At 72.0% G+C, this 26,535-nt stretch carries 27 protein-coding genes; 9 read left to right on the top strand and 18 right to left on the bottom strand.

The features are described 5' to 3' along the window. Positions 1-176: 176 nt before the first annotated feature. Positions 177-1,505, bottom strand: a complete 1,329-nt coding sequence (locus tag GTW40_RS17345; RefSeq protein WP_161181109.1) for a TRAM domain-containing protein — start codon at positions 1,503-1,505, stop codon at positions 177-179. A 132-nt stretch (positions 1,506-1,637) separates the two neighbouring features. After that, positions 1,638-3,686 (bottom strand): APC family permease, encoded by a 2,049-nt coding sequence (locus tag GTW40_RS17340; protein ID WP_161181108.1) that lies wholly within the window; start codon positions 3,684-3,686, stop codon positions 1,638-1,640. Positions 3,687-3,856: 170 nt separating this feature from the next. Between GTW40_RS17340 and GTW40_RS33555 the strand changes: the two genes are divergently transcribed. The 3 genes from GTW40_RS33555 to GTW40_RS17330 all read left to right on the top strand — a co-directional run bounded on the left by GTW40_RS33555 (position 3,857) and on the right by GTW40_RS17330 (position 5,461). Further along, positions 3,857-3,991, top strand: coding sequence for a hypothetical protein (locus tag GTW40_RS33555; protein WP_272919017.1), 135 nt, complete (start codon positions 3,857-3,859; stop codon positions 3,989-3,991). A gap of 127 nt (positions 3,992-4,118) precedes the next feature. Then, positions 4,119-4,790 (top strand): TrkA family potassium uptake protein, encoded by a 672-nt coding sequence (locus GTW40_RS17335; protein ID WP_161181107.1) that lies wholly within the window; start codon positions 4,119-4,121, stop codon positions 4,788-4,790. After that, positions 4,790-5,461, top strand: a complete 672-nt coding sequence (locus GTW40_RS17330; protein WP_161181106.1) for a TrkA family potassium uptake protein — start codon at positions 4,790-4,792, stop codon at positions 5,459-5,461. The genes GTW40_RS17335 and GTW40_RS17330 overlap by 1 nt, the downstream gene beginning before the upstream one ends. A 67-nt stretch (positions 5,462-5,528) precedes the next feature. On the opposite strand, the gene GTW40_RS17325 is transcribed toward GTW40_RS17330, so the two are convergent. From GTW40_RS17325 to GTW40_RS17290, 8 genes are all read right to left on the bottom strand, one after another. Then, the gene (locus tag GTW40_RS17325; RefSeq protein WP_161181105.1) at positions 5,529-6,317 is read right to left on the bottom strand and encodes a DUF3159 domain-containing protein; all 789 of its coding nucleotides are present in this window, start codon (positions 6,315-6,317) and stop codon (positions 5,529-5,531) included. A gap of 3 nt (positions 6,318-6,320) precedes the next feature. Beyond that, complete coding sequence (locus GTW40_RS17320; protein ID WP_161181104.1) at positions 6,321-6,719, bottom strand: OB-fold nucleic acid binding domain-containing protein; 399 nt, start codon at positions 6,717-6,719, stop codon at positions 6,321-6,323. A 96-nt stretch (positions 6,720-6,815) separates the two neighbouring features. Continuing rightward, positions 6,816-7,502 carry a response regulator gene (locus GTW40_RS17315; RefSeq protein ID WP_161181103.1) on the bottom strand — a complete coding sequence of 229 codons (687 nt, stop codon included), beginning with the start codon at positions 7,500-7,502 and terminating at the stop codon, positions 6,816-6,818. Then, complete coding sequence (locus GTW40_RS17310) at positions 7,499-10,090, bottom strand: sensor histidine kinase KdpD (RefSeq protein ID WP_161181102.1); 2,592 nt, start codon at positions 10,088-10,090, stop codon at positions 7,499-7,501. Before GTW40_RS17310 ends, GTW40_RS17315 begins: the two co-directional genes overlap by 4 nt. Positions 10,091-10,247: 157 nt before the next feature. Then, a complete protein-coding gene (locus GTW40_RS17305) occupies positions 10,248-10,943 on the bottom strand; it encodes an ABC transporter ATP-binding protein (RefSeq protein WP_161181101.1) in 696 nt (231 codons plus the stop codon). Between the two features lie 225 nt (positions 10,944-11,168). Beyond that, complete coding sequence (locus GTW40_RS17300; RefSeq protein ID WP_161181100.1) at positions 11,169-11,921, bottom strand: DUF3710 domain-containing protein; 753 nt, start codon at positions 11,919-11,921, stop codon at positions 11,169-11,171. Between the two features lies 1 nt (position 11,922). Then, a complete protein-coding gene (dut, locus tag GTW40_RS17295) occupies positions 11,923-12,483 on the bottom strand; it encodes a dUTP diphosphatase (RefSeq protein ID WP_161181099.1) in 561 nt (186 codons plus the stop codon). Beyond that, on the bottom strand, positions 12,480-13,064 hold the full coding sequence (locus tag GTW40_RS17290; protein ID WP_161181098.1) for a PaaI family thioesterase: 585 nt from the start codon (positions 13,062-13,064) through the stop codon (positions 12,480-12,482). The genes dut and GTW40_RS17290 overlap by 4 nt, the downstream gene beginning before the upstream one ends. Positions 13,065-13,122: 58 nt before the next feature. Between GTW40_RS17290 and GTW40_RS17285 the strand changes: the two genes are divergently transcribed. Beyond that, entirely contained in the window at positions 13,123-13,593 is a 471-nt protein-coding gene (locus GTW40_RS17285; RefSeq protein WP_161181097.1) for a DUF3093 domain-containing protein, read from the top strand. Positions 13,594-13,595: 2 nt separating this feature from the next. Here GTW40_RS17285 and GTW40_RS17280 read toward each other — a convergent pair whose 3' ends face one another. The 4 genes from GTW40_RS17280 to GTW40_RS17265 form a co-directional block, all read right to left on the bottom strand. Continuing rightward, positions 13,596-14,546, bottom strand: a complete 951-nt coding sequence (locus GTW40_RS17280) for a hypothetical protein (protein ID WP_161181096.1) — start codon at positions 14,544-14,546, stop codon at positions 13,596-13,598. A 13-nt stretch (positions 14,547-14,559) separates the two neighbouring features. After that, on the bottom strand, positions 14,560-14,856 hold the full coding sequence (locus GTW40_RS17275) for a DUF4193 domain-containing protein (RefSeq protein ID WP_005481602.1): 297 nt from the start codon (positions 14,854-14,856) through the stop codon (positions 14,560-14,562). Between the two features lie 395 nt (positions 14,857-15,251). Then, positions 15,252-16,499 carry a HAMP domain-containing sensor histidine kinase gene (locus tag GTW40_RS17270; RefSeq protein WP_161181095.1) on the bottom strand — a complete coding sequence of 416 codons (1,248 nt, stop codon included), beginning with the start codon at positions 16,497-16,499 and terminating at the stop codon, positions 15,252-15,254. Positions 16,500-16,505: 6 nt separating this feature from the next. Then, positions 16,506-17,159, bottom strand: a complete 654-nt coding sequence (locus GTW40_RS17265) for a response regulator transcription factor (RefSeq protein WP_018547315.1) — start codon at positions 17,157-17,159, stop codon at positions 16,506-16,508. A 416-nt stretch (positions 17,160-17,575) separates the two neighbouring features. On the opposite strand from GTW40_RS17265, the gene GTW40_RS32700 reads away from it, so the two are divergent. Further along, the gene (locus tag GTW40_RS32700) at positions 17,576-17,749 is read left to right on the top strand and encodes a hypothetical protein (RefSeq protein ID WP_202486022.1); all 174 of its coding nucleotides are present in this window, start codon (positions 17,576-17,578) and stop codon (positions 17,747-17,749) included. A 68-nt stretch (positions 17,750-17,817) separates the two neighbouring features. Here the strand turns inward: GTW40_RS32700 and GTW40_RS17260 are convergent, their stop codons facing one another. Together GTW40_RS17260 and GTW40_RS17255 are read right to left on the bottom strand one after the other, a co-directional pair. Further along, complete coding sequence (locus tag GTW40_RS17260) at positions 17,818-18,666, bottom strand: inositol monophosphatase family protein (protein ID WP_343245727.1); 849 nt, start codon at positions 18,664-18,666, stop codon at positions 17,818-17,820. Positions 18,667-18,674: 8 nt separating this feature from the next. Then, positions 18,675-19,817: a ferrochelatase gene (locus tag GTW40_RS17255; protein WP_161181094.1), complete on the bottom strand. Its 1,143-nt coding sequence runs from the start codon at positions 19,815-19,817 to the stop codon at positions 18,675-18,677. A 195-nt stretch (positions 19,818-20,012) separates the two neighbouring features. On the opposite strand from GTW40_RS17255, the gene GTW40_RS17250 reads away from it, so the two are divergent. Together GTW40_RS17250 and GTW40_RS17245 are read left to right on the top strand one after the other, a co-directional pair. Further along, on the top strand, positions 20,013-21,254 hold the full coding sequence (locus GTW40_RS17250) for an MFS transporter (RefSeq protein ID WP_161181093.1): 1,242 nt from the start codon (positions 20,013-20,015) through the stop codon (positions 21,252-21,254). Further along, positions 21,214-22,533, top strand: coding sequence for a D-arabinono-1,4-lactone oxidase (locus GTW40_RS17245; protein WP_161181092.1), 1,320 nt, complete (start codon positions 21,214-21,216; stop codon positions 22,531-22,533). Before GTW40_RS17250 ends, GTW40_RS17245 begins: the two co-directional genes overlap by 41 nt. On the opposite strand, the gene GTW40_RS17240 is transcribed toward GTW40_RS17245, so the two are convergent. Continuing rightward, positions 22,457-23,215, bottom strand: a complete 759-nt coding sequence (locus tag GTW40_RS17240) for a hypothetical protein (RefSeq protein WP_161181091.1) — start codon at positions 23,213-23,215, stop codon at positions 22,457-22,459. The genes GTW40_RS17245 and GTW40_RS17240 overlap by 77 nt on opposite strands. A 481-nt stretch (positions 23,216-23,696) precedes the next feature. Here GTW40_RS17240 and sepH point away from each other — a divergent pair, with 481 nt between their 5' ends. After that, on the top strand, positions 23,697-24,740 hold the full coding sequence (gene sepH / locus GTW40_RS17235; RefSeq protein ID WP_161181090.1) for a septation protein SepH: 1,044 nt from the start codon (positions 23,697-23,699) through the stop codon (positions 24,738-24,740). Positions 24,741-24,838: 98 nt separating this feature from the next. On the opposite strand, the gene GTW40_RS17230 is transcribed toward sepH, so the two are convergent. Beyond that, positions 24,839-25,690: a sulfurtransferase gene (locus GTW40_RS17230; protein ID WP_202486021.1), complete on the bottom strand. Its 852-nt coding sequence runs from the start codon at positions 25,688-25,690 to the stop codon at positions 24,839-24,841. A 278-nt stretch (positions 25,691-25,968) separates the two neighbouring features. Here GTW40_RS17230 and GTW40_RS17225 point away from each other — a divergent pair. Further along, positions 25,969-26,535: VOC family protein (locus tag GTW40_RS17225; protein ID WP_161181088.1), on the top strand; the 567-nt coding region annotated here is incomplete at its 3' end.

The following is a 26,535-nucleotide window of genomic DNA, read 5'->3' as shown; positions in this document are numbered from 1 at the left end:
GCCCCATCGATGCTCGCCACCTCGACAGGGTCTGACCTGCCCGACAAGGCGCCTGACGCCCCATCAGAACGAGCGTCAAATGAGCGTCAAGACACCTCTGAGAGCGTCATTTCAGCGTCAAGATATCGCCCGTAACGCACATATCGCACATCATGCGCACCCACTAAAACCGCAGCTCAGCGGCCCTTCTCGGCAGGCTCCAGGATCGCGACACACTCAACGTGGTGGGTCATCGGGAAGAGATCGAACGCCCGAAGCGTCCGCACCCGATACCCGTTATCCCCGAAGTACTTCAGATCCCGAGCCAGCGCAGCAGGATCACACGCCACATACGCGATCCGCCGCGCACCCAGCCCCGCCAGATGCTCCACCGTCTTCTTGCCCGCCCCCGCCCGCGGCGGATCCAGGACGATCAGGTCCACCTCCGAGATCCCCGTCCGGGGAAGGACCGACTCGACCTTGCCCTGCTCGATCCGGACGCGGGGGAAGTCCGCCAGGTTGTGGCGGGCGTCCTCCACCGCGCGCTTGCCGGACTCGATGCCGAGGACCGCGCCCTTGTCGCCGAGGCGGTCGGCGAGGGCTCCGGCGAAGAGGCCGGCGCCGCAGTAGAGGTCGAGGGCCATCTCGCCCTTGCGGGGCAGCAGGCCCTGCATGACGGCCTTGACCAGGGTGTCGGCCGCCTTCGGGTGGACCTGCCAGAAGCCGCCGCTGCCGACGCGGTACGTGCGGCCGTCGGCGCGTTCGCGGACGAAGGGGCGGCCGTGGACGCGGTGGACGCCGCCGTCCTTCTCCTCGACCCGCATCACCGACACCGGCTTGTCCAGCTCGACGATGGGCAGGCGTGCGCCCGGGCGCGGGGTCAGGATGACCTGGCGGTCCTGCGAGCCCGTCGCCGCGATCGCCTCGATGGACTCCATGCCGGACCAGTCGCGGGACTCGATGCCCAGCTCGCTGACGCCCTCCGCCGCGATCATGCAGCGGTCGATCCGCTCGACCTCGTGCGAGCGGTGACGGCGCAGTCCCGCGTGGCCCTCGGCGTCCACGGCGTACTGCACGCGCGTGCGCCACTGGGGCACCTCGCCCGCGGGCACCTTGTCGCCCTCGGCGGGCATCACCGTGCCGTCCCAGCCGACGTCCTCCGGCGTGAGGCCCGCGAGCCGCTGCAGCTGCTCGGCGATGACCTCGCCCTTCAGACGGCGCTGCGCGCCCGGCTTGGCGTGCTGCCAGTCGCAGCCGCCGCACTTGCCGGGACCGGCGAACGGGCACGGCGCCTCGATACGGTCCTTGGACGCGTCCAGGATCTCCACCGCGTCGGCGCGCAGGAACCGCGCGCCCTCCTCGCCCTCCGTCACCCGGGCCACGATCCGCTCCCCCGGCAGCGTGTGCCGGACGAACAGCACCTGGCCCTCGGACGTACGGGCGATGCAGTGGCCGCCGTGGGCGACGGGGCCGACCTCGACCTCGTACTCCCGGCCCACCAGAGACTTCGTCGGTTCTGCCTGCATGGTGGGGGGACTCCAGATCAAGGGGCTGGGGGCCGGTACGGCGCCCTGGGGGGACAACAGCCCACCAGTCTACGGCGTCCCCGGCCCACCTCCGACCCGGGAGACCCCGCCCACCTCACGGAACCAGCGCCGTCACTCCCGCGCCCCCGCCCCCTCCTTCGCCCGCTCAGCAGGTCCCCGGCGCACCGCACCCGGCGCGCTCCACTCCTGCCGACGACGGGCCCGGTCCCGGGCCACCTGGGAGGACTCCAGCTGGTACGGCACGGACGTCACCATCACGCCCGGCGTGAACAGCAGCCGCCCCTTCAGCCGCAGCGCGCTCTGGTTGTGGAGCAGATGCTCGTACCAGTGGCCGACGACGTACTCGGGGATGATCACGGAGACCGCGTCGCGCGGGGACTCGCGGCGCAGGTTCTTGACGTACTCGATGATCGGGCGCGTGATCTCGCGGTAGGGGGAGTCGAGGACCTTGAGGGGGACGTCGATTCCCCGGCGTTCCCACTCCGCGCGGAGCGCCTTCGTCTCGGCCGGGTCGACGTTGACCGTGAGCGCTTCCAGCGTGTCGGAGCGCATCAGCTTGGCGTAGGCGAGGGCCCGCAGGGTGGGGCGGTGGATCTTGGAGATCAGGACGAGGGAGTGCACGCGGGAGGGGCGCACGCTGTCGTCGCTGGGGCCCTCGGGCGCGGCGATCTCGTCGGCGACGCGGTCGTAGTGCTTACGGATCGCCGTCATCGTGGCGTAGAAGATGCACATGCCGAGCAGGGCCACCCACGCGCCGTGGGTGAACTTGGTGACCAGCACGACGACCAGCACCAGGCCGGTGAAGAAGGCGCCGAACGCGTTGATCGCGCGGGAGCGGATCATGCGGCTGCGCTTGGCCGGGTCCTTCTCGGCGGCGAGGTGGCGGTTCCAGTGCCGGACCATGCCGGTCTGGCTGAGCGTGAAGGACACGAACACGCCGACGATGTAGAGCTGGATCAGCCGCGTGGAGTCGGCGCCGTAGATGACCACGAGCAGCATCGCCGTACCGGCCAGCAGCACGATGCCGTTGGAGAACGCGAGGCGGTCGCCGCGGGTGTGCAGCTGGCGGGGCAGATAGCGGTCCTGGGCGAGGATCGAGCCGAGCAGCGGGAAGCCGTTGTACGCCGTGTTCGCCGCGAGGAAGAGGACCAGGGCGGTCGCCGCCGCGAGGACGACGAACAGGAAGCTGCCCTTGCCGAAGACGGCCTCGGCGACCTGGGAGATCACCGGGTTCTGGACGTAGCCGGGGCCGATCGGGACGCCGCCCTTGAGCAGGTCGGTCGCCGGGTTCTCGGCCATGCGGACGCCGGTCGACATCGCGAGGCCGATGATGCCGCAGAACATCGTGACGGCCAGCAGGCCCATCATGGCGAGTGTGGTCGCCGCGTTCTTGGACTTGGGCTTGCGGAAGGCCGGGACGCCGTTGGAGATGGCCTCCACGCCGGTGAGCGCGGCACAGCCGGAGGAGAAGGCCCGCAGCAGCAGGAAGATCAGCGCGAAGCCCGCGAGTCCCTGGTGCTCGGCCCTGATGTGGAGGTCCGCCGTGGGGGCGTGCATGGTCTCGCCGAGGACGAGGCCCCGGATCGCACCCCAGGCGATCATGATGAAGACGCCGCCGACGAACACGTACGTCGGGATGGCGAAGAGCTTGCCCGACTCCTTCATGCCGCGCAGGTTCATCAGCGTCAGCAGGAGGATCACCGCACACGCGCAGAGCACCTTGTGCTCGATCACGAAGGGGATCGCGGAGCCCAGGTTCTCGATGCCCGAGGTGATGGACACGGCGACGGTCAGTACGTAGTCGACCAGCAGGGCGCTGGCGACGGTGAGGCCGGCGCGGGGGCCGAGGTTGGTGTTCGCCACCTCGTAGTCGCCGCCACCGCTGGGGTACGCGTGCACGTTCTGTCGGTAGGAGGCGACCACGGTGAACATCAGCACGACGACCGCGACGGCGATCCAGGGGCTGAAGTGGTACGCCGACACGCCCGCGATGGACAGGACCAGCAGAACCTCCCCCGGCGCGTAGGCGACGGAGGACAGCGGGTCGGAGGCGAAGACGGGGAGGGCGATGCGCTTCGGCAGGAGCGTTTCGCCCAGCCGGTCACTGCGCAAGGCGCGCCCGATCAGAATGCGTTTGGGCACGTCGGTCAGTTTGGACACGACAGAGGATCGTAAGGCTTCGAACAGGCAGCCGCCCACCCGAAAGACACATTCTGCCTCACGAGTGAAATCAGGGGCGCGCGGAACCGCGGTTTCCGTCGTCCCCGCGCCCCCCGTGCCTAGATGGCAGACCGGCCCGTCGTCGCAGTTCATCGCCCTTCGGAGGTCTCATGCCCGCGGCCGCGGAACTGATCGGCGCCGCCCTCGCGCTGCTCGCCCTCGGAATCCTGACCCGGTGCAGCGTGCGCAGCATCACTCGACGCGGGGAACCCGGGGTGACGGGCGTCACCGAGCGGCACAGGTGAGCACGTGAGCAGCGGATGCCCTACGGGGACCGCGCGCGTGTAGCTGGGGACCGCGCGTGTGTAGCTTTGGGCGTCGGTCTGAGACCCTGAGGCCGAGCAGTAACTTTTGGACACCGGAAGGACGGTCGTGCACATCGTCATCATGGGCTGCGGACGCGTGGGTTCCGCGCTCGCGCAGACCCTGGAGCAACAGGGCCACACGGTCGCGGTGATCGACCGGGACCCCACCGCCTTCCGTCGGCTGGGGCCGGGATTCGGCGGCCGCCGGGTCACCGGCGTCGGCTTCGACCAGGACACCCTGCGCGAGGCCGGCATCGAGGACGCGGGGGCCTTCGCCGCCGTGTCCAGCGGCGACAACTCCAACATCATCTCCGCGCGCGTCGCCCGCGAGATGTTCGGCGTGGAGAACGTGGCCGCCCGCATCTACGACCCCCGTCGTGCCGAGGTCTACCAGCGTCTGGGCATCCCGACGGTGGCCACGGTGCGCTGGACCGCCGACCAGATGCTGCGCCGTCTGCTGCCCTCCGGCGCCGAGCCGCTGTGGCGCGATCCCACCGGTGGGGTGCAGCTCGCCGAGGTGCACGCCTCCGAGAAGTGGGTCGGCCACAAGATCAGCAAGCTCCAGGAGGAGACGGGCGTCCGCGTGGCGTTCCTGACCCGCCTGGGCGAGGCCGTGCTGCCCACCTCGCAGACGGTCCTGCAAGAAGGTGACCTGGTGCACGTGATGATGCGCACGGACGACGTGGAGAAGGTCGAGGCGGCGTTCGCCGGGGGCCCCGAAGAGGAGAGCGGTCACTGATGAGGGTCGCCATTGCCGGTGCCGGTGCCGTCGGCCGCTCGATCGCGGCCGAGCTGCTGGAGAACGGCCACGAGGTCCTGCTGATCGACAAGGCGCCGACCGCCATCTCGGTCGAGCGCGTGCCGCAGGCGGAATGGCTCCTTGCCGACGCCTGCGAGATCACCTCCCTGGACGAGGCCGCGCTCCAGCGCTGCAACGTCGTCATCGCCGCGACCGGCGACGACAAGGTCAACCTGGTGGTCTCGCTGCTCGCCAAGACGGAGTACGGCGTCCCGCGCGTCGTCGCCCGGGTGAACAACCCCAAGAACGAGTGGCTCTTCAACGAGTCCTGGGGCGTGGACGTGGCCGTCTCCACCCCGCGTCTGATGTCCGCCCTGGTCGAGGAGGCGGTGAGCGTCGGCGACCTGGTCCGGCTGCTCCGCTTCAGCCACGGCGACGCCAACCTGGTCGAGCTGACCCTGCCGGAGGAGTCGGCGCTGGCCGGCACCCAGGTCGGCGACGTGCCCTGGCCGGAGGACACCTCCCTGGTCACGATCATCCGCGGCACCCGGGTGCTGACCCCCTCCAAGGAGGACTCCCTGGAGCCGGGCGACGAACTCCTCTTCGTGGCCGCGCAGGCCCGGGAGGAGCAGCTGGAGGACCTGCTGTCGGTGCGGCGGGAAGAGGGCTGAGTCCCCGTACGCGCAAAGAACCCCGGCCACCGATATCGGTGGCCGGGGTTCTCCGTGTTCCGTGCGTCTACGCGCCCCTGCGGTGCCGTCCGCCGGTGGGCTCGCCCGACTCCGCGGCCGCGCGCTCCCGCTCCGCCTTCTCGGCCTTCTCCGCCTGCTCTGCGGCCTCCATCTCGGCGAACACGTCGATCGGCGGCGGCGCCTTCGCGAGGAAGACCCAGGTGAGCCAGACCGCCAGGAGGAAGGGCGGGATCTTCAGGATGACCAGGACCCAGCCGAGCTGGGTGGTGTCGGCCCACCAGTAGAGCGGGAAGAGGATCGCGCACTTGGCGAGCAGGATCAGACCCCAGGCCCAACTGGCCTTGGCGTACGCCTTCTTGCGGCCCGGGTTGCGGGTGCGCCAGGAGAGGTTCTCCTTGAAGACCGGGCCGAGCATCAGGCCGATCAGGGGCACCCCGGCGAGGGTGGTGATGATGTAGGCGAGCGCCAGGCCCAGGGTGTAGAGCATCCCGGGGAGGTAGAAGTCCTTGGCGTTGCCCGTGAACATCGCGAAGACGACACCGAAGGCCACACCGAAGACGCCGCTGAAGGCGTGCTTGACGGTGTCCCGGCGCAGCAGCCGGACGACCAGCATCACGACCGCCACGCCCAGCGCGGCGAGCGCGGAGAGGTGCAGGTCCTTGTTGATCGTGTAGATCGTGACGAAGAGCAGTCCGGGCAGGACCGTCTCGACCATCCCCCGGATTCCGCCGAACGCCTGGAACAGCGCGGCCTCGGTGACCGCACGCGAGTCGTGGTGGCCGTCGTCCGGTGGTGTCTGTCCGGTGTCCTGGGTCGGCTTGTCGAGGGACGTCACCGGCTACTCCCGTCCGAGGGGTCGCAGTTCGTATTTCGGGTTGAACAACACGCGGCGGCCACGGCTCATCGAGATCCGGCCCGATGCGATCAGCCTGCGCCCCGGTTCTATGCCCGTGATGGAACGCCTGCCGAGCCACACCACGTCCAGCGCGGCGGTGCCGTCGAACAGCTCCGCCTCCAGGGCCGGGACTCCGGCGCGCGGGCGCAGGGTGACCGTGCGCAAGGTACCAGTTACGGTGACGATCTGCCGGTCGTGGCAGTCGCCGATGCGGGTGCAGCCCGCCGTGTCGGCGTCCTCCCGCAGCTCCTCCGACTCCAGGTCCTCCTGCGACGAGGAGAGCCGGTCCAGCATGCGGCGGAACCGGCCGACCGGCTTTTCGGAACGAGGAACGGCACTCATATCTGAAGCGTACCGGGGCGGGCCGACATGGCCGTACTCGTGGCTCCCCCGCACCTCACGTCCCACCCGCACCCCCCATGTCCCGGGCCCCACCGGTCACTTCTCGAAGCGGTACCCCATCCCCGGCTCGGTGATGAAGTGGCGGGGGTGGGCCGGGTCGGTCTCCAGCTTGCGGCGCAGCTGGGCCATGTAGACGCGCAGATAGTTGGTCTCGGTGCCGTACGACGGTCCCCACACCTCGCGCAGCAGCTGCTTCTGGCCGACGAGGCGGCCCGTGTTGCGGACCAGGACCTCCAGGAGGTGCCACTCGGTGGGGGTGAGGCGTACGTCCTTGCCCGCGCGGTTGACCTTCTTGGCGGCCAGGTCGACGGTGAAGCCCGCGGTCTCCACGGTCGTCACGTCGCCCTCGCCCGCGCCGACGGGTTCGGCCCGGCGTACGGCGGCGCGCAGCCGGGCGAGGAGTTCGTCCATGCCGAAGGGCTTGGTGACGTAGTCGTCGGCGCCCGCGTCGAGGGCCTCGACCTTCTCGTCGGAGGAGTGGCGGGCGGAGAGGACCAGGACGGGCACCCGGGTCCAGCCGCGCAGGCCGCGGATGACCTCGACGCCGTCCATGTCGGGCAGGCCGAGGTCCAGGACGACCACGTCGGGGTGGCGGGAGGCGGCGAGTTCGAGGGCGGTCCTGCCGTCGGCGGCGGAGTCCACCTCGTACTGGCGCGCCTTGAGGTTGATCACGAGGGCCCGCACGATCTGCGGTTCGTCGTCGACCACCAGCACCCTGGTCATAGGGCCTGCCTTTCTCGTTCCATGGTGTGCGCGCCGGCTTCCGTGGCGCGCGCGTCGGTGCCGCGCTCGTCGGTGCCGCGCTCCTGCGTGCCCCGCCCCGCCGCGCGCAGGCTCAGCACCATGGTGAGGCCGCCGCCGGGGGTGTCCTCGGCGACCAGCGTGCCGCCCATGGCCTCGGCGAAGCCCCGGGCCACGGCGAGGCCGAGGCCGACCCCGGCGCCGCGCGGGGCGTCGCCGTGGCGCTGGAAGGGCTCGAAGATGCGCTCCTTGGCCTCGTCGGGGACGCCGGGCCCCCGGTCCACCACGCGCACCTCGACCCGGTCGTCCAGGGCGCTGGCGGCGACCAGGACGCGGCGGCCGGGGGGACTGTACTTGACGGCGTTCTCGACCAGGTTGGCGACCGAGCGCTCCAGCAGGCCGGGGTCGACGGCGACCATGGGCAGCGTCTCGGGCACGTCCAGCTCGACGCTGTCCTCGGGCACGCCGACCAGCGCCATCGGGACCACCTCGTCCACGTCGATCTCGCGGATGAGCGGGGTGACGGTGCCGGTCTGGAGACGGGACATGTCCAGGAGGTTGCCGACGAGGTGGTCGAGCCGGTCGGCGCCCTCCTCGATGCCTTCGAGCAGCTCGGCGCGGTCCTCCTCGGACCAGGCCACGTCGTCCGAGCGGAGCGAGGAGACGGCGGCCTTGATCCCGGCGAGCGGGGTGCGCAGGTCGTGGCTGACGGCGGCGAGCAGGGCGGTGCGGATGCGGTTGCCCTCGGCGAGGGTGCGGGCCTGGTCGGCCTCGGCCCGCAGGCGGCGCCGGTCCAGTACGACGGCGGCCTGGGCGGCGAAGGCGGCGAGCACCCGGCGGTCCTCGGCGGGCAGCACCCGGCCGGTGAGCGCGAGGGCCATGTGGTCCCCGACCGGCATGTCCACATCGGCGTCCTCGGGGCGTTCCAGCGACGGTCCGACCCCCACGCGGCCCTGGCAGGTCCAGGGGTCGACGTCGCTGGCCCGCTCCAGGAGGGCGGCGGACTCCATGGCGAAGGTCTCCCGGACCCGTTCGAGGAGTTCTTCGAGGCCGGTCTCGCCGCGCAGGACGTTGCCCGCGAGGAAGGAGAGGATCTCCGACTCGGCGCGCAGCCGGGCCGCCTGGTGGGTGCGCCGGGCGGCGAGGTCCACCACGGAGGCGACGGACATCCCGACGCCGAAGAAGATCGCGATGGCGACGATGTTCTTCGGGTCGGCGACGGTCAGCCGGTGCAGGGGCGGGGTGTAGAAGTAGTTCAGCAGGAAGGACCCGATGGCCGCCGAGGCCAGCGCGGGCAGCAGGCCGCCGAGCAGGGCCGCCGCGACCGTGAGGGCCAGGAAGAGCAGCATGTCGTTGGCGAGGCCGAGGTCCACGGTGTTGAGCAGCACCGCGAGCCCGACCGGGCCGCCGACGCCCACCAGCCAGCCCCAGACGATCCGGCCCCGGCCGAGCCGGGCACCCCGGGCGACGGGCAGTCCCCGGCCCTGGGCGACCGCCTCGTGGGTGACGATGTGGACGTCCAGGTCGGGTCCCGACTCACGGGCGACCGTGGCGCCGACGCCGGGTCCGAAGACGTACTGCCAGGTCTTGCGGCGCGAGGAGCCGAGGACGATCTGGGTGGCGTTGACTCCGCGCGCGAAGTCCAGCAGGGCGGCGGGTATGTCGTCGCCGACCACGTGGTGGAAGGTGCCGCCGAGGTCCTCCACGAGGGTGCGCTGGAGGGCGAGCTCCTTCGGGGAGGCGGCGGTGAGGCCGTCGCTGCGGGCTATGTAGACGGCGAGCACCTCGCCGCCCGCGCCCTTCTCGGCGAGCCGGGCGGCGCGGCGGATGAGGGTGCGGCCCTCGGGTCCGCCGGTCAGCCCGACCACGATGCGCTCGCGCGAGCCCCAGATCCGGGAGACCTCGTGCTCGCTGCGGTACTCGTTCAGGTACTCGTCGACCCGGTCGGCCACCCACAGCAGCGCCAGTTCGCGCAGGGCGGTGAGGTTGCCGGGGCGGAAGTAGTTGGAGAGGGCCGCGTCGACCTTGTCCGGCTGGTAGATGTTGCCGTGCGCCATGCGGCGGCGCAGCGCCTGCGGGGACATGTCGACCAGCTCGATCTGGTCGGCCCGGCGGACGACCTCGTCGGGGACGGTCTCGCGCTGGCGCACCCCGGTGATCGACTCGACCACGTCGCCCAGCGACTCCAGGTGCTGGATGTTGACGGTGGAGACCACGTCGATCCCGGCCGCGAGCAGCTCCTCCACGTCCTGCCAGCGCTTGGCGTTGCGGGAGCCTGGGACGTTGGTGTGGGCGAGTTCGTCCACCAGGGCGATCCGGGGCCGGCGGGCGAGCACCGCGTCGACGTCCATCTCGTCGAAGGTGCCGCCCCGGTGCTCCAGTTCCCGACGCGGCACCTGCTCCAGGCCGTGCAGCATGACCTCGGTGCGCGGCCGGCCGTGGTGCTCGACGAACGCCACGACGCAGTCGGTGCCCCGCTCGACGCGCCGGTGCGCCTCGGCCAGCATCGCGTAGGTCTTCCCCACGCCCGGCGCCGCGCCGAGATAGATCCGAAGTGTGCCGCGTGCCATGGCCCCATTGTCTTCCCGTGACTGCCGCATACGCAGCATCGACCTTACGGCCGTCGAAGGGGACGAACCGGACGAGTGGCCGGTCGACGGGGGTCCTTGACACAACTCTGACAGGTCACGGTGCGGGGCGTCACCCGGGGCGCCCCAGGGGGCCGGCTCAGTGCTCGGTGATCTCGCCGTCGTGCAGTTCCAGCACCCGGTCGGCGAGGTCGAGGAGGGCCGCGTCGTGGGTGGCGACGAGGGCGGTGGCGCGCTCGCTGCGGACGACGGCGCGGAGCAGCTCCATCACCGCATGGCCGGTCTCGGCGTCGAGCTGACCGGTCGGCTCGTCGGCGATGATCAGTGCGGGCTTGTTGGCGAGGGCGCGGGCGATGGCGACGCGCTGCTGCTGGCCGCCGGACAGCTCGCCGGGCCGCTGGGCGGCGTGGTCGCCGAGCCCGACGAGGGAGAGCAGCAGTTCGACGCGCTCCTCCCGTTCGCGCGTCTCGGCCTTCCGCAGCCGCAGCGGCACGCCGACGTTCTCCGCGGCGGTGAGGATCGGGATCAGCCCGAAGGACTGGAAGACGAAGCCGATACGGTCCCGCCGCAGCCGCAGCAGCCCGTTCTCGCCCAGCTCCGCGAGGTCATGCCCCTCGACCTCGACGCGCCCCTGGTCGGGGGCGTCGAGTCCGCCGACGATGTTCAGCAGGGTGGTCTTGCCGGAGCCCGAACGCCCCTTGAGGGCGACCAGCTCACCGCGCGGGACCTCGAACGAGACACCGCGCAGGGCGTGCACCGCGGCGGCGCCACGCCCGTACGACTTGTGGACGCCGTCGACGCGCACCATGGTGTCGGTGATCACCTGACTGCTCATACTGCCCCTCCCCCGTGAACCAGCCGCCATTATCACCGGGCGGGGCGGCGCCGGAAAGGGGCGTGGGGAACTGCTCGGAGAGCCTCGCGAGCAGCCCCGGCGTGGGCAACCCCGGCGCGGGCCGCTCTCGGCGGCGACGCGAGGCACAACGGCGCGAACCCGCACGGACACGGGCCGCACCCTCGGGGGTACGGCCCGTGTCCTGTGGATGGACCCGCGGCGCGGTCAGCGGACCTCGGTGATCTCCGGGCCGCGCTGGAGCTGGCCCATGCCGCCGGAGAAGCGGGAGCCCTCCTCCTGCTGGACGCCCTCGGGGACCATCTGGGCGTCGTTGGGCAGCTTGAGGACGATCGGGTCGCGCGGGGCCATCGGGCCCTCGCCGCGGACCACGACCGTGTCCCGGAAGATCTGCTCCAGGAGTCCGGCGGCCTGCGGCTGCACCGCGCCCTGGCCGGAGATCACACCGCGCAGGAACCAGCGCGGGCCGTCGACGCCGACGAAGCGGACGACCTGGAAGCCGCCGGTGCCGTCGGGCAGCTGGACCGGGACCTGGGCGCGCAGTTCCCAGCCGAGCGGGCCCTCGACCTCGTCGATGATGCCGCCCTGCTGGGTGATGCCGCCCGCGATCTCCTCGCGGACCTCGCCCCAGATGCCCTCGCGCTTGGGGGCGGCGAAGGCCTGGAGCTGGATGGCGCTGTCCCGCAGGACGACGGTCGCGGCGACGATCGCGTCACCGGCGACCTCGACGCGCAGCTCCATGCCGTCCACACCCGGCACGAACAGGCCGCCGAGGTCGACGCGGCCCTCGGCCGGGTCGCGCACCTCCGTGGAGTCCCAGGGCCCGTCGGGGCGCGGCTCGGGCTCGAGCCGCACACGCGTCTGCTCTCCGTCCGCCTCGGTGCCGACGCTGTCGACGACCTGCTCGGCCTCGCCGGCCGCGCCCTCGGCGGCACCCTTCTTGTTGCGACGTCCGAACACGTCACTGTCCTTCCCGGTCGGATACGACCGAAGCGTATCGATTCCCACCCGTCGGACCGCCGTCGGCGGTCCGACCCTCTGTGCCGCTGTCGTCGCCCACCGAGGCGTGGCCTCCGGTGGACCCGAAGCCCCCCTCGGCGCGTACCGAGGCGGGAAGTTCCGCGACCTCCTGGAAGCGGACCCTCTCGACCTGCTGGACGACCAGTTGGGCAATCCGGTCGAAGCGTTCGAACCGCACGGTCTCGCGCGGATCGAGATTCACCACGATCACCTTGATCTCTCCACGGTACCCGGCATCCACCGTCCCGGGGGCGTTCACGAGTGCCACACCGCAGCGGGCGGCCAGGCCCGAGCGGGGGTGCACGAAGGCCGCGTAGCCCTCCGGGAGCGCGATCGCGATGCCCGTGGGCAGCACGGCCCGCTCACCGGGGCTCAGCTCGCGGGGCTCGGTGGTGCGCAGGTCGGCCCCGGCGTCCCCGGGGTGCTCGTACGCCGGGAGGGGGACGTCGGGGTCGATCCGGCGGATGCGGACGTCCAGCGGGGCGGTCCGGTCGGTGTTCACGGGTTCACCTCGAAGGCGCGGGTACGGCGGATCTGGTCCGGGTCGCTCATGGCGGCCCGGATCTCCTCCTCGCGGCCGTGGTCGGTGAAGTGGTCGACCTTGACCTCGATGAAGAGGGCGTCGGCACGGACGGCGACGGGGCCCTCGGGGCCGCCGATGCGGCCGGTGGCGGTGGAGTAGATCTTCCGTCCGGCGACGGCGGTGACCTCGGCCTCCAGATGGAGCGTGGTGCCCACGGGGACGGGCCGTACGAAGTCCGTCTCCAGTCTGCCGGTGACGGCGATGGTCCGCAGCAGCCAGTTCAGCGAGCCCAGCGTCTCGTCCAGGGCCGTGGCGAGGACCCCGCCGTGCGCGAGGCCGGGGGCGCCCTGGTGGGCGGGCCTGACGGTGAACTCGGCGGTCAGCGAGACACCCTCGCCCGCCCGGGCCTCCAGGTGCAGCCCGTGCGGCTGCCCGGGCCCGCATCCGAAACAGTGTTCGTAGTGGGTGCCCAGCGGTTCGCCGGGGGCGGGCGCGTCGGGGTGACGTACGGGGCGCGCCGCGTCGGCGGGCGGCTCAAGGGCTGGGGAACTACCACTCACAGGCGCAGACCTTACCCGGCCGCCCGGCGGCCGCCACCGGCGTGCCAAGCTTGGCTCCATGCAGCTTGCCGCCACCCCCTACGAAGAACGTCTGACCGCCCCCCGCTCGTGGTGGCTGATCAGCTTCCTCGTGGGTGTCTCCTTCGCCCTGATCCTGCTCCCCTTCGGCGTCCTGCCGCTGCTCGGCGGACTGGTCGGGGGCACCGCCGCGGCGGCGGTCATGGCGAGCGCGTACGGCTCGCAGCGCATCCGGCTCGTGGGCGACTCGCTGATCGCGGGCGAGGCGAAGATCCCGGTGTCCGCGCTGGGCGCCAGCGAGGTGCTGGACGCGGAGGAGGCGCGCGCCTGGCGGACCTACAAGGCGGACACGCGCGCGTTCCTGCTGCTGCGCGCGTACATCCCGACGGCGCTGCGCGTGGAGGTCACCGACCCGGAGGACCCGACGCCGTACCTGTATCTGTCGACGCGGGAGCCGGAGCGGCTGGCGGCGGCCATCGAGGCTGCGAAGGGCACCGACGCCGCTGCCTGAGGTCAGCCCTTCAGGTTTCCCGGGGGCTCGGGGTCCTCGGGCATCTCCTTGATCCGCACAGGGTGTTCGGGCTGGTCCAGCGGGGGCTGCGCGGCCAGTTCGTCCCAGGGGACCTGGTGCGTGCGCAGGTCGGCCCGGACCCGGTCGGCGAGCCTTCTGGTGTCGCGGCGGTTCATGACCGCGCCCACGGCTGCGCCCACCATGAAGGGCGTCAGGTTGGGCAGGTTGCGGACCATGCGCTTCATGATCTGCTGGCGCAGTTCGCGTTTCATGCGGCCGCCCAGGGCCGCGTCGATCGTCGACGGCTTCATCACGTCGATGCCGCGCTCCCCGGACCAGGAGCCCAGATACGCGGTGCTGCGGGCGCCGAGGCCACCGGGGGCGCGCTGCCCGTACACCTCGTGGAGTTCGGCGATGAGCTTCAGCTCGATCGCGGCGACCGCGGTGATCTCCGCGGCGAGCTCGGTCGGCAGGGCGGGCGGTACGGGCAGCATGGCCGCCGCTCCGACTCCGGCGCCGACGGTGGAGGTGGCGTTCGCGGCGCCCTTCACGAGCTTGTCCGCGAGCTGTTCGGGCCCGAGGCCCGGGAACTGCCTCCGCAGCGTCGCGAGGTCCCGCACGGGGACACGCGGGGCGATGTCGATGACGCGGTCCGCGACGTAGGCGACGCCCGCGCGGGCGTGGCCGCCGCCCCGGCGTGCGCCTTCGCGCGCCAGATGGCGGGCCCTGCCACGGATCGCCGCGGCCCGTGGGTGACGGACCGGTGCGTCAGGACCGGCGGACTCCCCCGTCCCGGCCCGCGGAGCGTGGCGCTCCGCCGGTGGTTCGAGCGAGGCTCCCGCTTCCGGTGAGCCCCGCCCGTCGTCACGCGTGTCGTGCGAGCCGCCGAGCGGCCCTTTGTCCGCTCCCGGGAACCGGAAACGGCGCTTCCGCGGAGGGGTCGAGCCAGTCACGGCCGACCCGTCCTCAGTCGCAGTCGCGGCAGATCGGCTGGCCGTTCTTCTCGCGGGCCAGCTGGCTGCGGTGGTGGACGAGGAAGCAGCTCATGCAGGTGAACTCGTCCTGCTGCTTGGGCAGCACACGGACGGCCAGTTCCTCGTTGGAGAGGTCGGCGCCGGGAAGCTCGAGGCCCTCTGCGGCCTCGAACTCGTCGACGTCCACCGCGGAGGTGGACTTGTCGTTCCGCCGGGCCTTCAGCTCTTCGAGACTGTCCGAGTCGACGTCGTCGTCGGTCTTGCGTGGAGTGTCGTAATCGGTTGCCATGGTCGCTCTCCCCCTCTGGGTGTCTGCGGTGTCTTCAGCGCACGTAACGCGTGAGAGGCCGGACTTGTGCCCGACCTGAGGCGGAGATTTTGCCTCACATCAAGGTCTGTTACTCAATCGACACCCAACCCGATCCCTCAAGAGTGATCGGCTTGGATGGCGGTGAGGACCGTACACGGTTCGAATGCCGCACCTCAAAGGCGCCTCATCGTGTACTTCCCGTGATCGGGAGGGCTGAAAACCCGGACTTTCCCGGCTTTGTGGCCCACTTCTTGATCACGTTCAGTACATGGCCGGAAATCCACACATGTGATTGATCACACAGGGACAACCCCGGCAGGGTGGTGGAAAATTCCGCGCGAAGCGAACAATCTCCGGGCGTGCCGGAAGCTCGCTCACAGCGGCAGGGTGACGCGCATCACCAGCCCTCCGCCCTCGCGCGGCCGGGCCACGATGTGCCCACCGTGCGCCCGCGCCACGGACCGGACGATGGACAGGCCGAGCCCGACGCCCTTGTCGCTGCCCGTGCGCTCGGTGCGCAGCCGCCTGAACGGCTCGAAGAGGTTGTCGATCTCGTACGCCGGGACCACCGGTCCGGTGTTGGACACGGTCAGCACGGCCTGGTTGTGCTCGGTTTCCGTGGTGACTTCCACCCACCCGTCCTCGGGAACGTTGTAGCGCACCGCGTTCTGTACGAGGTTCAGCGCGATCCGCTCCAGGAGCACGCCGTTGCCGAGCACCACCGCGCGCTTGCGCTCGCCGCGGATCTCGACGTCCTTGGCGTCCGCCTCGCTGCGCACCTGGTCGATGGCCTGCCCGGCGACCTCGGCGAGGTCCACGGGCCCGCGCTCGACGATCTGGTTGTCGCTGCGGGCGAGCAGCAACAGGCCCTCGACGAGCTGCTCGCTGCGTTCGTTGGTGGCGAGCAGGGTCTTGCCGAGCTGTTGCAGCTCCACGGGCGCGCCCGGGTCCGAGAGGTGGACCTCCAGGAGCGTGCGGTTGATCGCGAGCGGGGTGCGCAGCTCGTGGGAGGCGTTGCCGACGAAGCGCTGCTGGGCGGTGAAGGCCCGTTGCAGGCGCTCCAGCATGTCGTCGAAGGTGTCCGCCAGCTCCTTCAGCTCGTCGTCGGGGCCGTCCAGCTCGATCCGGCGGGAGAGGTCCGAGCCGGCCACCTGGCGCGCGGTGCGGGTGATCCGGCCGAGCGGGGACAGGACGCGGCCCGCCATGGCGTAGCCGAAGGCGAAGGCGATCACGGCGAGGCCGAGCAGGGCGAGCAGCGAGCGGCTGAGCAGCTCGTCCAGGGCGACCTGGCGCTGGTGGTCGACGCACGTGCTGATCGCGTCGTTGAAGTCCTGGAGCGAGAGGCTGCTGGTGTTGATCGCCTGGCAGTTGTCGCTGGAGACCTTCAGCGCCTGGAAGCTGACGATCTTGAACAGCGGCTGGTTGCCGGAGCTGATCGCCTGCGCGGCCAGGAGGTAGATGATCGACAGCAACAGGATGCCGGCGATCAGGAACATGCCGCCGTACAGCAGGGTCAGCCGTATGCGGATGGTCGGGCGCAGCCATGGGAAGGGCGGCTGGGGGCGGCGGGGGTCCCAGGTGGGCTTCGGGGGCGCCTGGGGCGGCGCGGGGGTGGCGGCCATGGGGGATCAGATCCGGTAGCCGGAGCCGGGCACCGTGACGATCACGGGAGGCTCGCCGAGCTTGCGGCGCAGGGTCATCACGGTCACCCGGACCACGTTGGTGAACGGGTCCGTGTTCTCGTCCCAGGCCTTCTCCAGGAGCTGCTCGGCCGAGACGACCGCGCCCTCGCTGCGCATCAGCACCTCCAGGACGGCGAACTCCTTCGGGGCGAGCTGCACCTCGCGGCCGTCGCGGAAGACCTCGCGGCGGTTGGGGTCGAGCTTGATCCCGGCGCGCTCCAGGACCGGCGGCAGGGGCACGCTCGTACGGCGGCCGAGCGCGCGCACGCGCGCGATCAGCTCGCTGAAGGCGAAGGGCTTGGGCAGGTAGTCGTCGGCGCCGATCTCCAGGCCCTCGACGCGGTCGCTGACGTCGCCGGAGGCGGTGAGCATGAGCACACGGGTGGCGATGCCCAGCTCCACGATCCGGCGGCAGACGTCGTCGCCGTGCACGAGGGGGAGGTCACGGTCGAGGACGACCACGTCGTAGTCGTTGACGCCGATGCGCTCCAGGGCGGCCGCACCGTCGTACACGACGTCGACGGCCATGGCCTCCCGGCGCAGTCCGGTGGCCACCGCATCGGCGAGCAGCTGCTCGTCCTCGACGACGAGTACGCGCACGTCGCTTGTCCTTCCTCATGTCCGCCCACGGCGCGCCTGGGCGCGGGCGGGCGGGGGTGTCCGTGGGATTGTGCTCTCCATCCTGCCCTTTTCGGCCATAAGTCGGCGGTAAGCCGAGGACGGTCGCCGCAGGTACGGCGGCCGGAGGGCGGGAAAGCGGGATTTTCTGCGGCGTCGGAGGTTTCCCGGACGAACGACGCGGGGAGGACGGCTTTACACCCCGCGATCACGCTCCGCATGTGCCGAGGCACCATGCGGTCACTCCGCGATCAGCCCCGGCGGAGCGGGCGCGGGTGTTCGGCACCGCAGCCGCCCCGGCAGGGCTGTGCCGGGCATCCGCGGGCCACGTGATCGCCCCTTCCCGACCGGCACACCCCCGTGCCACCGACCCACGACCCAGGACGAGGGGGCGCAGCATGGACGCATTCACCGCAGGACTTCTGCAGCGCATAAAGAGGACCGAGTCCGACCTGTCGCGGGCTCGTGACGAGGGCGACGACTTCCTCGCCGAGGTGGAGCAGGGAGAGCTGGACGACCTGCGCCGTCTCGCGGCCGAGCACGGTGTGGAAGTCGCCGTGTCACAGCCCTGACCGGCCCCGGCAGTCGAGTGGGCCCCGGCGGAGAGATCCGCCGGGGCCCACTCGCGTGGCGGTACCGCTCAGTCGTGCCAGGCCCCGAAGTCCTCCAGGAGCGGCTGGAGCGCCTCGAAGACGGCCGGGGTGGCCGCGAACGTCAGGGCGGGTGACTCGGGCTCTCCGGGGCGTCCACCGGTCACCGCGCCCGCCTCACGGGCGATGAGGGCACCGGCGGCGTAGTCCCAGGGGTTGAGCCCGCGCTCCCAGTAGCCGTCCAGCCGGCCCGAGGCCACGTCGCACAGCTCGATCGCCGCCGAGCCGCCCCGCCGGATGTCCCGGACCAGCGGGAGCACCCGGGCGGCCACCTGGGCCTGGTGGGCGCGGACGTCGGTGACGTAGTTGAAGCCGGTGGCGACGAGCGCCTGGTCCAGCGGGGCGGCCGGGCGGCAGGCGAGGGCGCGCTCGCCCTCCCAGGCACCGGTGGCGAAGGCTCCGCCGCCGCGCACCGCGTGGTACGTCTCGCCGCGCAGCGGGGCCGCGACGACGCCGACGACGGTCTCGCCGTCCAGCTCGGCGGCGATGGACACCGCCCAGGTCGGCAGCCCGTAGAGGTAGTTCACCGTGCCGTCGAGCGGGTCGATCACCCAGCGGACCCCGCTGGTGCCCTCGGAGGCGGCGCCCTCCTCGCCGAGGAAGCCGTCGTCGGGGCGGCGCTCGGAGATCAGGTCGGTGATCAGCTTCTCCGCCGCGATGTCCATCTCCGTGACGACGTCGATGGGGCTGGACTTGGTCCTGGCCACGGCGAGGTCGGCCGGACGGCCGTCGCGCAGCAGCTCACCGGCGCGGCGGGCGGCCTCCAGGGCCAGGCCGAGGAGGTCGTCGAGCCCGTCGTCGCGCAGGTCGTCGGGCAGGTCGGAGTGCGGGGTCGTCACGTGGCTCCTCACGCGTAGGGGCTGTCGGCACCGGCGGCGGCCGGGCGCGGGGCGCGGGCCGGGCAGCAGCCGACGGGGCAGAGGTCGTGGCTCGCACCGAGGGCGCCGAGGGCGCACGGGGTGACCCGCTCGCCGCGCTCGGTGGCGGCCCGCTCCTCGATCAGCTCGCGCACGGCGGCGGCGAAGCGCGGGTCGGCGCCGACCGTGGCCGAGCGGCGCACCGGCAGGCCCAGCTCCGCGGCCTTGGCGGTGGCCTCCGTGTCGAGGTCGTAGAGGACCTCCATGTGGTCGGAGACGAAGCCGATGGGCGCCATGACGACGGCGGGGACTCCGGCCGCGTGCCGCTCCTCCAGGTGGTCGCAGATGTCCGGCTCCAGCCAGGGGATGTGCGGGGCGCCGGAGCGGGACTGGTAGACGAGCTGCCAGGGGTGGTCGACGCCGGTGCGCTCGCGGACCGCGTCGGCGATCAGCCGGGCGACCTCCAGGTGCTGGCGGACGTAGGCGCCGCCGTCCCCGTGGCCCTCGGCCGGGCCCGAGGTGTCGGCGGCCGTGAGCGGGATGGAGTGCGTGGTGAAGGCGATGTGGGCGCCGTCGCGGACCTCCTCGGGGAGGTCGGCGAGCGCGCGCAGCACACCCTCGGTCATGGGCTCGACGAAGCCGGGGTGGTTGAAGTAGTGCCGCAGCTTGTCGACCCTGGGCGGCTCCAGGCCCTCGGCCTCCAGCGTGGCGAGCGCGTCGGCCAGGTTCTCGCGGTACTGGCGGCAGCCGGAGTACGACGCGTAGGCGCTGGTGGCGAGGACCAGGACGCGGCGGCGGCCGTCGGCGGTCATCTCGCGCAGGGTGTCGGTCAGATACGGCTGCCAGTTGCGGTTGCCCCAGTAGACCGGCAGGTCGAGGCCGTGCTCGGCGAAGTCCTTGCGCAGGGCGTCGAGCAGCTCGCGGTTCTGCTCGTTGATCGGGCTGACGCCGCCGAACAGGAAGTAGTGCTGTCCGACCTCCTTGAGGCGTTCCCTGGGGATGCCACGCCCGCGCGTGACGTTCTCCAGGAACGGGACCACGTCTTCGGGGCCCTCGGGGCCGCCGAAGGAGAGCAGGAGGAGGGCGTCGTAGGGACCGGCGTCCGGCGGGGGGACATCGAGCGCGTCTGGCATGCCTCCGATCCTGCCACCCGGCACCGACAGCCGGGAAAACGACCCGGTGCCGCCACCACGTATCCCGTGCTGACCTGGTGCGTTAGGGTTGCCTAACTCGTAAGCTGTATGCGCCTCTTTCGCGCCTTACAGCCATGCGGCGCGACCGTCCGCACCCCGCAGCAGGACCGCCCGCACCGGACAACGGAGACCGCCGTGCCCAGCCCCTACCGCGCCCTGTTCACCGAACCGGGCACCAAGCGCTTCGCCGCCGCCGGTCTCGTCGGCCGGATGCCGCTGTCCATGATGGGCATCGGCGTGATCACGATGATCTCGCAGCTCACCGGGCGCTACGGTCTCGCGGGCGCGCTCACGGCCACCATCGCGCTGTCCGCCGCCGTGATCGGGCCGCAGATATCCCGGCTGGTGGACCGGCACGGGCAGCGCAGGGTGCTGCGCCCGGCCACCATGGTCGCGCTGACCGCCGCCACCGGGCTCCTGCTGGCCGCGCACTTCCGCTGGCCGGACTGGACGCTGTTCGTGTTCTCCGCCGCGATCGGCTCGGTGCCGAGCCTCGGCGCGATGGTCCGGGCCCGCTGGGCGGCGCTGTACGGCGGCACCCCGAAGCTGCACACGGCGTACTCGTTCGAGTCGGTCGTCGACGAGGTGTGCTTCATCGTCGGCCCGATCGTCTCGGTGGGCCTGTCCACGGCCTGGTTCCCGGAGGCGGGCCCGCTGCTCGCGGGCTGTTTCCTGGCCGTCGGCGTCTTCTGGCTGACCGCCCAGCGGGCCACCGAGCCGGTGCCGCACCCGCGCGACGAGAACCACGTCGGCGGCAGCGTGCTGCGCTCGAAGGGCCTCCAGGTGCTGGTGCTGGCCTTCACGGCGACGGGCACGATCTTCGGCGCGGTCGACGTGGCGACCGTGGCCTTCGCCGAGGAGCGCGGGCACAAGGGCGCGGCGAGCATGGTGCTCGCCGTGTACGCGGCCGGTTCCTGCACGGCCGGGCTGGTCTTCGGCCTGCTGCGGTTCGCAGGGCGGCCCGAGCGCCGGTGGCTGCTGGGCCTGGCGACGATGGCCGTGAGTATGATCCCCCTCCTACTGGTCGGGAACCTGCCGCTCCTGGCCGTGGCGCTGTTCGTTGCGGGACTGTCCGTCGCACCGACGATGATCACGACGATGTCCCTCGTCGAAGAGCACGTACCTCGCGCGAACCTCACCGAGGGCATGACCTGGGTGGGTACCGGCCTCGCCGTCGGTGTCGCGCTCGGCTCGTCCGCGGCCGGCTGGGTGATCGACGCCGCCGGGGCACGTGCCGGGTACGGGGTTCCGGCCGCCGCCGGGGCCGTCGCGGTCGCGGTCGGGTTCCTCGGGTACCGCCGGCTCAGCAGGCCGGTCACGGGTCGGGGAGGCACCGTTGAGCAGCACGGCGAGCGGGAAGCACGGCACGTGGCGTAACTGGGGCGGCAATGTGACCGCCCGTCCGGTCCGGCAGGTGACTCCGGCCTCGGTGGAGGAACTGGCGGCCGAGGTGCGGAAGGCCGCCGAGGAGGGCCTGCGGGTCAAACCGGTGGGTACGGGCCACTCGTTCACCTCCATAGCCGCGACCGACGGGGTGCAGATACGGCCCGAACTGCTCACCGGCATCCGCAAGATCGACCGTACGGCGATGACCGTCACCGTCGAGGCGGGCACCCCGCTCAAGCGGCTCAACGCGGCCCTGGCGCGCGAGGGCCTGTCGCTGGCCAACATGGGCGACATCATGGAGCAGACCGTGGCCGGGGCGGTCAGCACCGGCACCCATGGCACGGGCCGCGAGTCGGGCTCGATCGCGGCGCAGATCACCGCGCTCGAACTGGTCACCGCCGACGGCTCGGTGCTCACCTGCTCGCGGGAGAAGAACCCCGAGGTCTTCGCGGCGGCCCGGATCGGGCTCGGCGCCCTCGGGATCGTCACGGCCGTCACCTTCGCCGTGGAGCCACTGTTCCTGCTGCACGCCCGCGAGGAGCCGATGCCGCTGGACCGCGTGCTGGCGGAGTTCGACCAACTGTGGGCGGAGAACGAGCACTTCGAGTTCTACTGGTTCCCGCACACCGGCAGCACCAACACCAAGCGCAACAACCGCAGCGCGGGTCCGGCACGTCCGGTGGGGCAGCCGGCCGGCTGGTTCGAGGACGAGTTCCTCTCCAACGGCGTCTTCCAGGTGGCCCAGTGGGTCGGCCGCGCGGCGCCCGCGAGCGTCCCGGCCATCGCCCGGATCTCCAGCGGGGCGCTCTCCGCGCGGTCGTACACCGACATCCCGTACAAGGTCTTCACCTCGCCGCGCCGGGTCCGGTTCGTGGAGATGGAGTACGCGGTGCCGCGCGCGGCGCTGGCCGAGACGCTCCGCGAACTGAAGGCGGCCGTCGAGCGGTCCGGGCTGCGCGTCAGTTTCCCGGTCGAGGTGCGCACCGCCCCGGCCGACGACATCACGCTCTCCACCGCGTCGGGCCGGGACAGCGCGTACATCGCGGTCCACATGTACCGGGGCACGCCGTACCACGCCTATTTCAGCGTGGCCGAGCGGATCTTCACCGCGCACGAGGGGCGACCCCATTGGGGGAAGGTGCACACCCGTGACGCGGAGTACTTCGATCGGGTGTATCCGCGTTTCGGGGAGTTCAGGGCGTTGCGGAACCGCCTTGATCCGGAACGGCTGTTCCAGAACGACTACTCCCGGCGGATTCTCGGGGAGTAGGGCTCGCGGTCGGCGCGTCCGTCGTCGTCGGCGCCGGGGTGGTCGCGCCGGGGCTGGGCACGGCGTCCTGCCCGCCCGGCGGGTTCGGGCTCGCGCTCGGGTCGGGGGTCGCCGGAGCCGTCGTACCGCCGCCGTCCGACGGGGCGGTCTCGCCCGGGGAGGTCGTCTCCGTGCCGGTGGACGGGATCCAGGAGGGTGCGGGGGCCGGGGACTTGTGGGGTGAGGGCTTCCGGCCGCCGACCGCGTCGCTGACCGTGGTGCCCTTTCCGCCGCTGAAGCTGCTGCCGGAGACCAGCTCGTAGACGGTGATACCGGCCATGGTCACGCCGAAGACGAGCGCGGCCGCGACGAGCGGGCGCCTCCAGCTCTTCACCCGCGCGCGGTAGACGGTGCCCGCGCCGAACTCCCCCGGTACGGCGGCTGCTTCACCGGCCCCGTGCGCCCTCGGCCGGCCGCTTGTCTTGGCCTCGCGCAGCTGCTCTCCGGTGCGCCGGAAGACCTGCTGGAAGACGGAGCCGCCGCAGGTGGCCACGATGCTGACGACCCCCGCGCCGAAGATCGTGCCGTACACCCCGAAGTAGGAGGCCAGTTTGGCCGCCACGACGGCGGCCAGCGCGCTGCCCGCCACCTGGGGCACGCTCAGGTCGAACCGCTTGCGACCCGTCTCGGGCGTCTCACCCATACCCGGAACCTGCCTGCCTTTCCCATACCTGACCGGCCTTGACCGGCTATTTGCACGAGGAAGGGACGTATGGGCGAAACCTTTAGTTCCGTTTCTGTCGATTGCGTGAAGTTCGCCACGTTGATGACCGATCAGACCGACTCGCGCACGGCCGAGACGCACCCCTTGTCAGAACTCGGGCGGCGCGCCAATCCACGCGCGTGGTCCGAATGGAGTACTGTTGCGAGCCCTGGGCCCGGTCTCCCACCAGGATGTCCGGGGCCTCGCAGGACCGCCGGGAGGGGACTACTTGCACAGGGTGATGGAGTTCGTCACTTAGCGTTGCGAACAAGTAACCGTGCCATAACGGCGCACTCGGGCCCGAGCCCGACACGCCGGGCAACTCGGCAAGGTTGTGGCAGGCTGCACCCGGGCAGGCCACACTCGACTAGCGGAAGCAGCGACGCACGTGACGTCGGCAGGCACCACCCGGGAGGTCCCCATGCCCGAACTGCGTGTCGTGGCCGTCTCGAATGACGGCACACGGCTGGTGCTCAAGGCTGCCGACGCGACGGAGTACACCCTTCCGATCGACGAGCGGCTGCGCGCCGCCGTGCGCGGTGACCGCCCGCGCCTCGGCCAGATCGAGATCGAGGTGGAGAGCCACCTCCGCCCCCGTGACATCCAGGCGCGGATACGGGCAGGGGCCACCGCGGAAGAGGTCGCCCAGCTCGCCGGCATCCCCGTCGACCGGGTCCGACGCTTCGAGGGCCCCGTCCTCGCCGAGCGCGCCTTCATGGCCGAGCGCGCCCGCAAGACCTCCGTCCGCCGCCCCGGCGAGAACTCCGGCCCGCCGCTCGGCGAGGCCGTCCAGGAACGGCTGTTGCTGCGCGGCGCCGAGAAGGACACCGTGCAGTGGGACTCCTGGCGCCGCGACGACGGCACCTGGGAGGTGCTGCTCGTCTACCGGGTCGCCGGTGAGATGCACTCCGCGAGCTGGACGTACGACCCGCCGCGCCGTCTGGTCCAGGCCGTGGACGACGAGGCACGCTCGCTGATCGGGGAGTCCGACGACCTCGGCTCGGCGGAGCCGAGCTTCCCGTTCGTGCCGCGCATCGCCCGGCTGCCGCGCGACCGCACGATGGACCGTGCCCTGGAGCGGGGCGACCGCGACCGGCCGAGCCTGCCCGCGCAGGCGTCGGAGCCCGTCGAGGAGACCACCGCCGGTGAACGGGACTCGCTGACCAGCCTGTTGGAGGCCGTGCCGAGCTTCCGGGGCGATCTGGTGGTGCCGGAGCGGCCGCCGGAGACCGAGGAGGCACCTCCCGAGGAGCCCGAGGCGGAGGAGCCCCCGGCGCCCGCCGCGTCGGCCGGTTCCGCGTACGCGGACGTGCTCATGCCCCGCTCGGTCGGCAGCCACCGCGACCGGCTCGTGGGCGCCACCGACCGCCAGGCCGAGGCCGACGGGGTGCGCCCCGGACGCAGGGCCGCCGTGCCCAGCTGGGACGAGATCGTCTTCGGGACGCGGCGCAAGAAGCAGGAGTAGCGGCGGGAGCAAACAGGTCGTACGACCGTTTGTGCGAATAGGCTTACTGCGGGGGCGTGTTCAGCGCCCCCGCTTCCGCGTGCTCGCCTCCAGTGTGTCTACCGGGGGTCCGGCCCCACCGCGACCGGGCGGGACGGATCGGCGGACCACTCCGACCAGGAGCCGACGTACAGCTCCGCCGGGATGCCCGCGACCGCGAGGGCCAGCACCTCGTGCGCGCCCGAGACGCCCGAGCCGCAGTAGACGCCCACCGGGGCGTCGTCGGACACGCCCAGCGCCTTGAAGCGGTCGCGCAGGTCGGCGGCGGCCAGGAAGCGGCCGTCGGGGCCCACGTTCTCCGTCGTCGGCGCCGACACCGCGCCCGGGATGTGGCCGCCGACCCGGTCGATGGGCTCGACCTCGCCCCGGTACCGCTCCCCCGCCCGCGCGTCGAACAGCACGCCGACGCCCGCGAGTTCGGCGGCGCCGTCCGCGTCCAGGACGCCGGTCGGCGCGGGAGACGGCTCGAAGTCGCCCTCCGCCGGGGCGGGTCGGTCGGTGGACAGCGGACCGTCCCAGGCCGTCAACCCGCCGTCCAGGACCTTCACGTCCGGGTGACCCGTCCAGCGCAGCAGCCACCACGCGCGCGCGGCGGCCCACCCCTGCCCACCGTCGTAGACCACGACGGGCCGCTCGGCGGAGACGCCCGCGCGGCGCATGGCCGCGCCGAAGACGTCGAGGTCGGGCAGCGGATGGCGGCCCTTCTCGCCGGGCGTGGAGGCCAGTTCGCGGTCCAGGTCGACGTAGACCGCGCCGGGGAGGTGCCCGGCCGCGTACTCGGCCCGGCCGTCGAAGGCGGGCGCCCCCGCCGCCTTGGCCGCGGAGAGCTGCCAGCGGACGTCCAGCAGCACGGGAGGCGCCTGCCCGGACAGCTCCTGGGCCAGCTCGGACGGGGAAATGATGACTGTCATGGTGTCCATCCATACGCCAGGGGTAGCCCCGGCGTCCAGGTACGGCTACTCTGCTCGGCCGGACGGACACGATCACGGGGCGTACGCGACCGGGCACGCATCGTGCGCCGGGCGCGTGCGCGGGAGGACGGCTTTTCCTCCGTACGGGACACCAGGCACGTACGGCACACCCGACACCGGTTCCGCCCTGGGCGTGCGCCCCCTTCGGGTGACGCGCGCCCCTTCCGGGTGAGCGGACGCGACACGGCCCCCGTGCGGGGCCGGAGGGAGAGTGGCGGATGACCCAGGCACGGCAGGCGGCGGTACCCCGGGCGTCGCGTGCGCCCGGCGCACCCTGGCGGGTGAGCCTGCTGACACACCGGCCGGCCGCCGCCGAGGAGTTCTACGGGGCGCTGTTCGGCTGGGAGTTCGAGCCCGGCCCCGGGCGCCGGACGCGGGCCCTGCTGGACGGGCAGGAGGTGGCGGGTATCGGCCAATCACCGCCGGACCGTCAACTTCCGGCCGCCTGGACGCCGTTCTTCACCTCGTACGACGTGGACCTGGCGGCCGGTCAGGTCCGGCTGTGCGGCGGCACGGTGGCCGTCGGCCCGCTCGACAGCGCCGGGGAGGGCCGCACGGCGGTCGCGGCGGACCCGGCGGGCGCGGTCTTCGGCCTGCGCGAGGACAAGGACCCCGCCACGGCGCCGGGCGACGACCGCCACGGCCTGCCGGTGTGGACCGAGTTGATCACCTACGAGACCGAACGCGTCGTCAAGTTCTACGAGATGGTCTGCGGCTACGACCAGGACCCGGCCCCGCCCGCCCCCGACCACGTGACCCTCCGCGCCGACGGCCGGCCGGTCGCC

Source organism: Streptomyces sp. SID4985, assembly GCF_009863025.1.
Taxonomy (GTDB): Bacteria; Actinomycetota; Actinomycetes; order Streptomycetales; family Streptomycetaceae; genus Streptomyces.
This window is presented reverse-complemented; position numbering and strand designations above follow the sequence as displayed.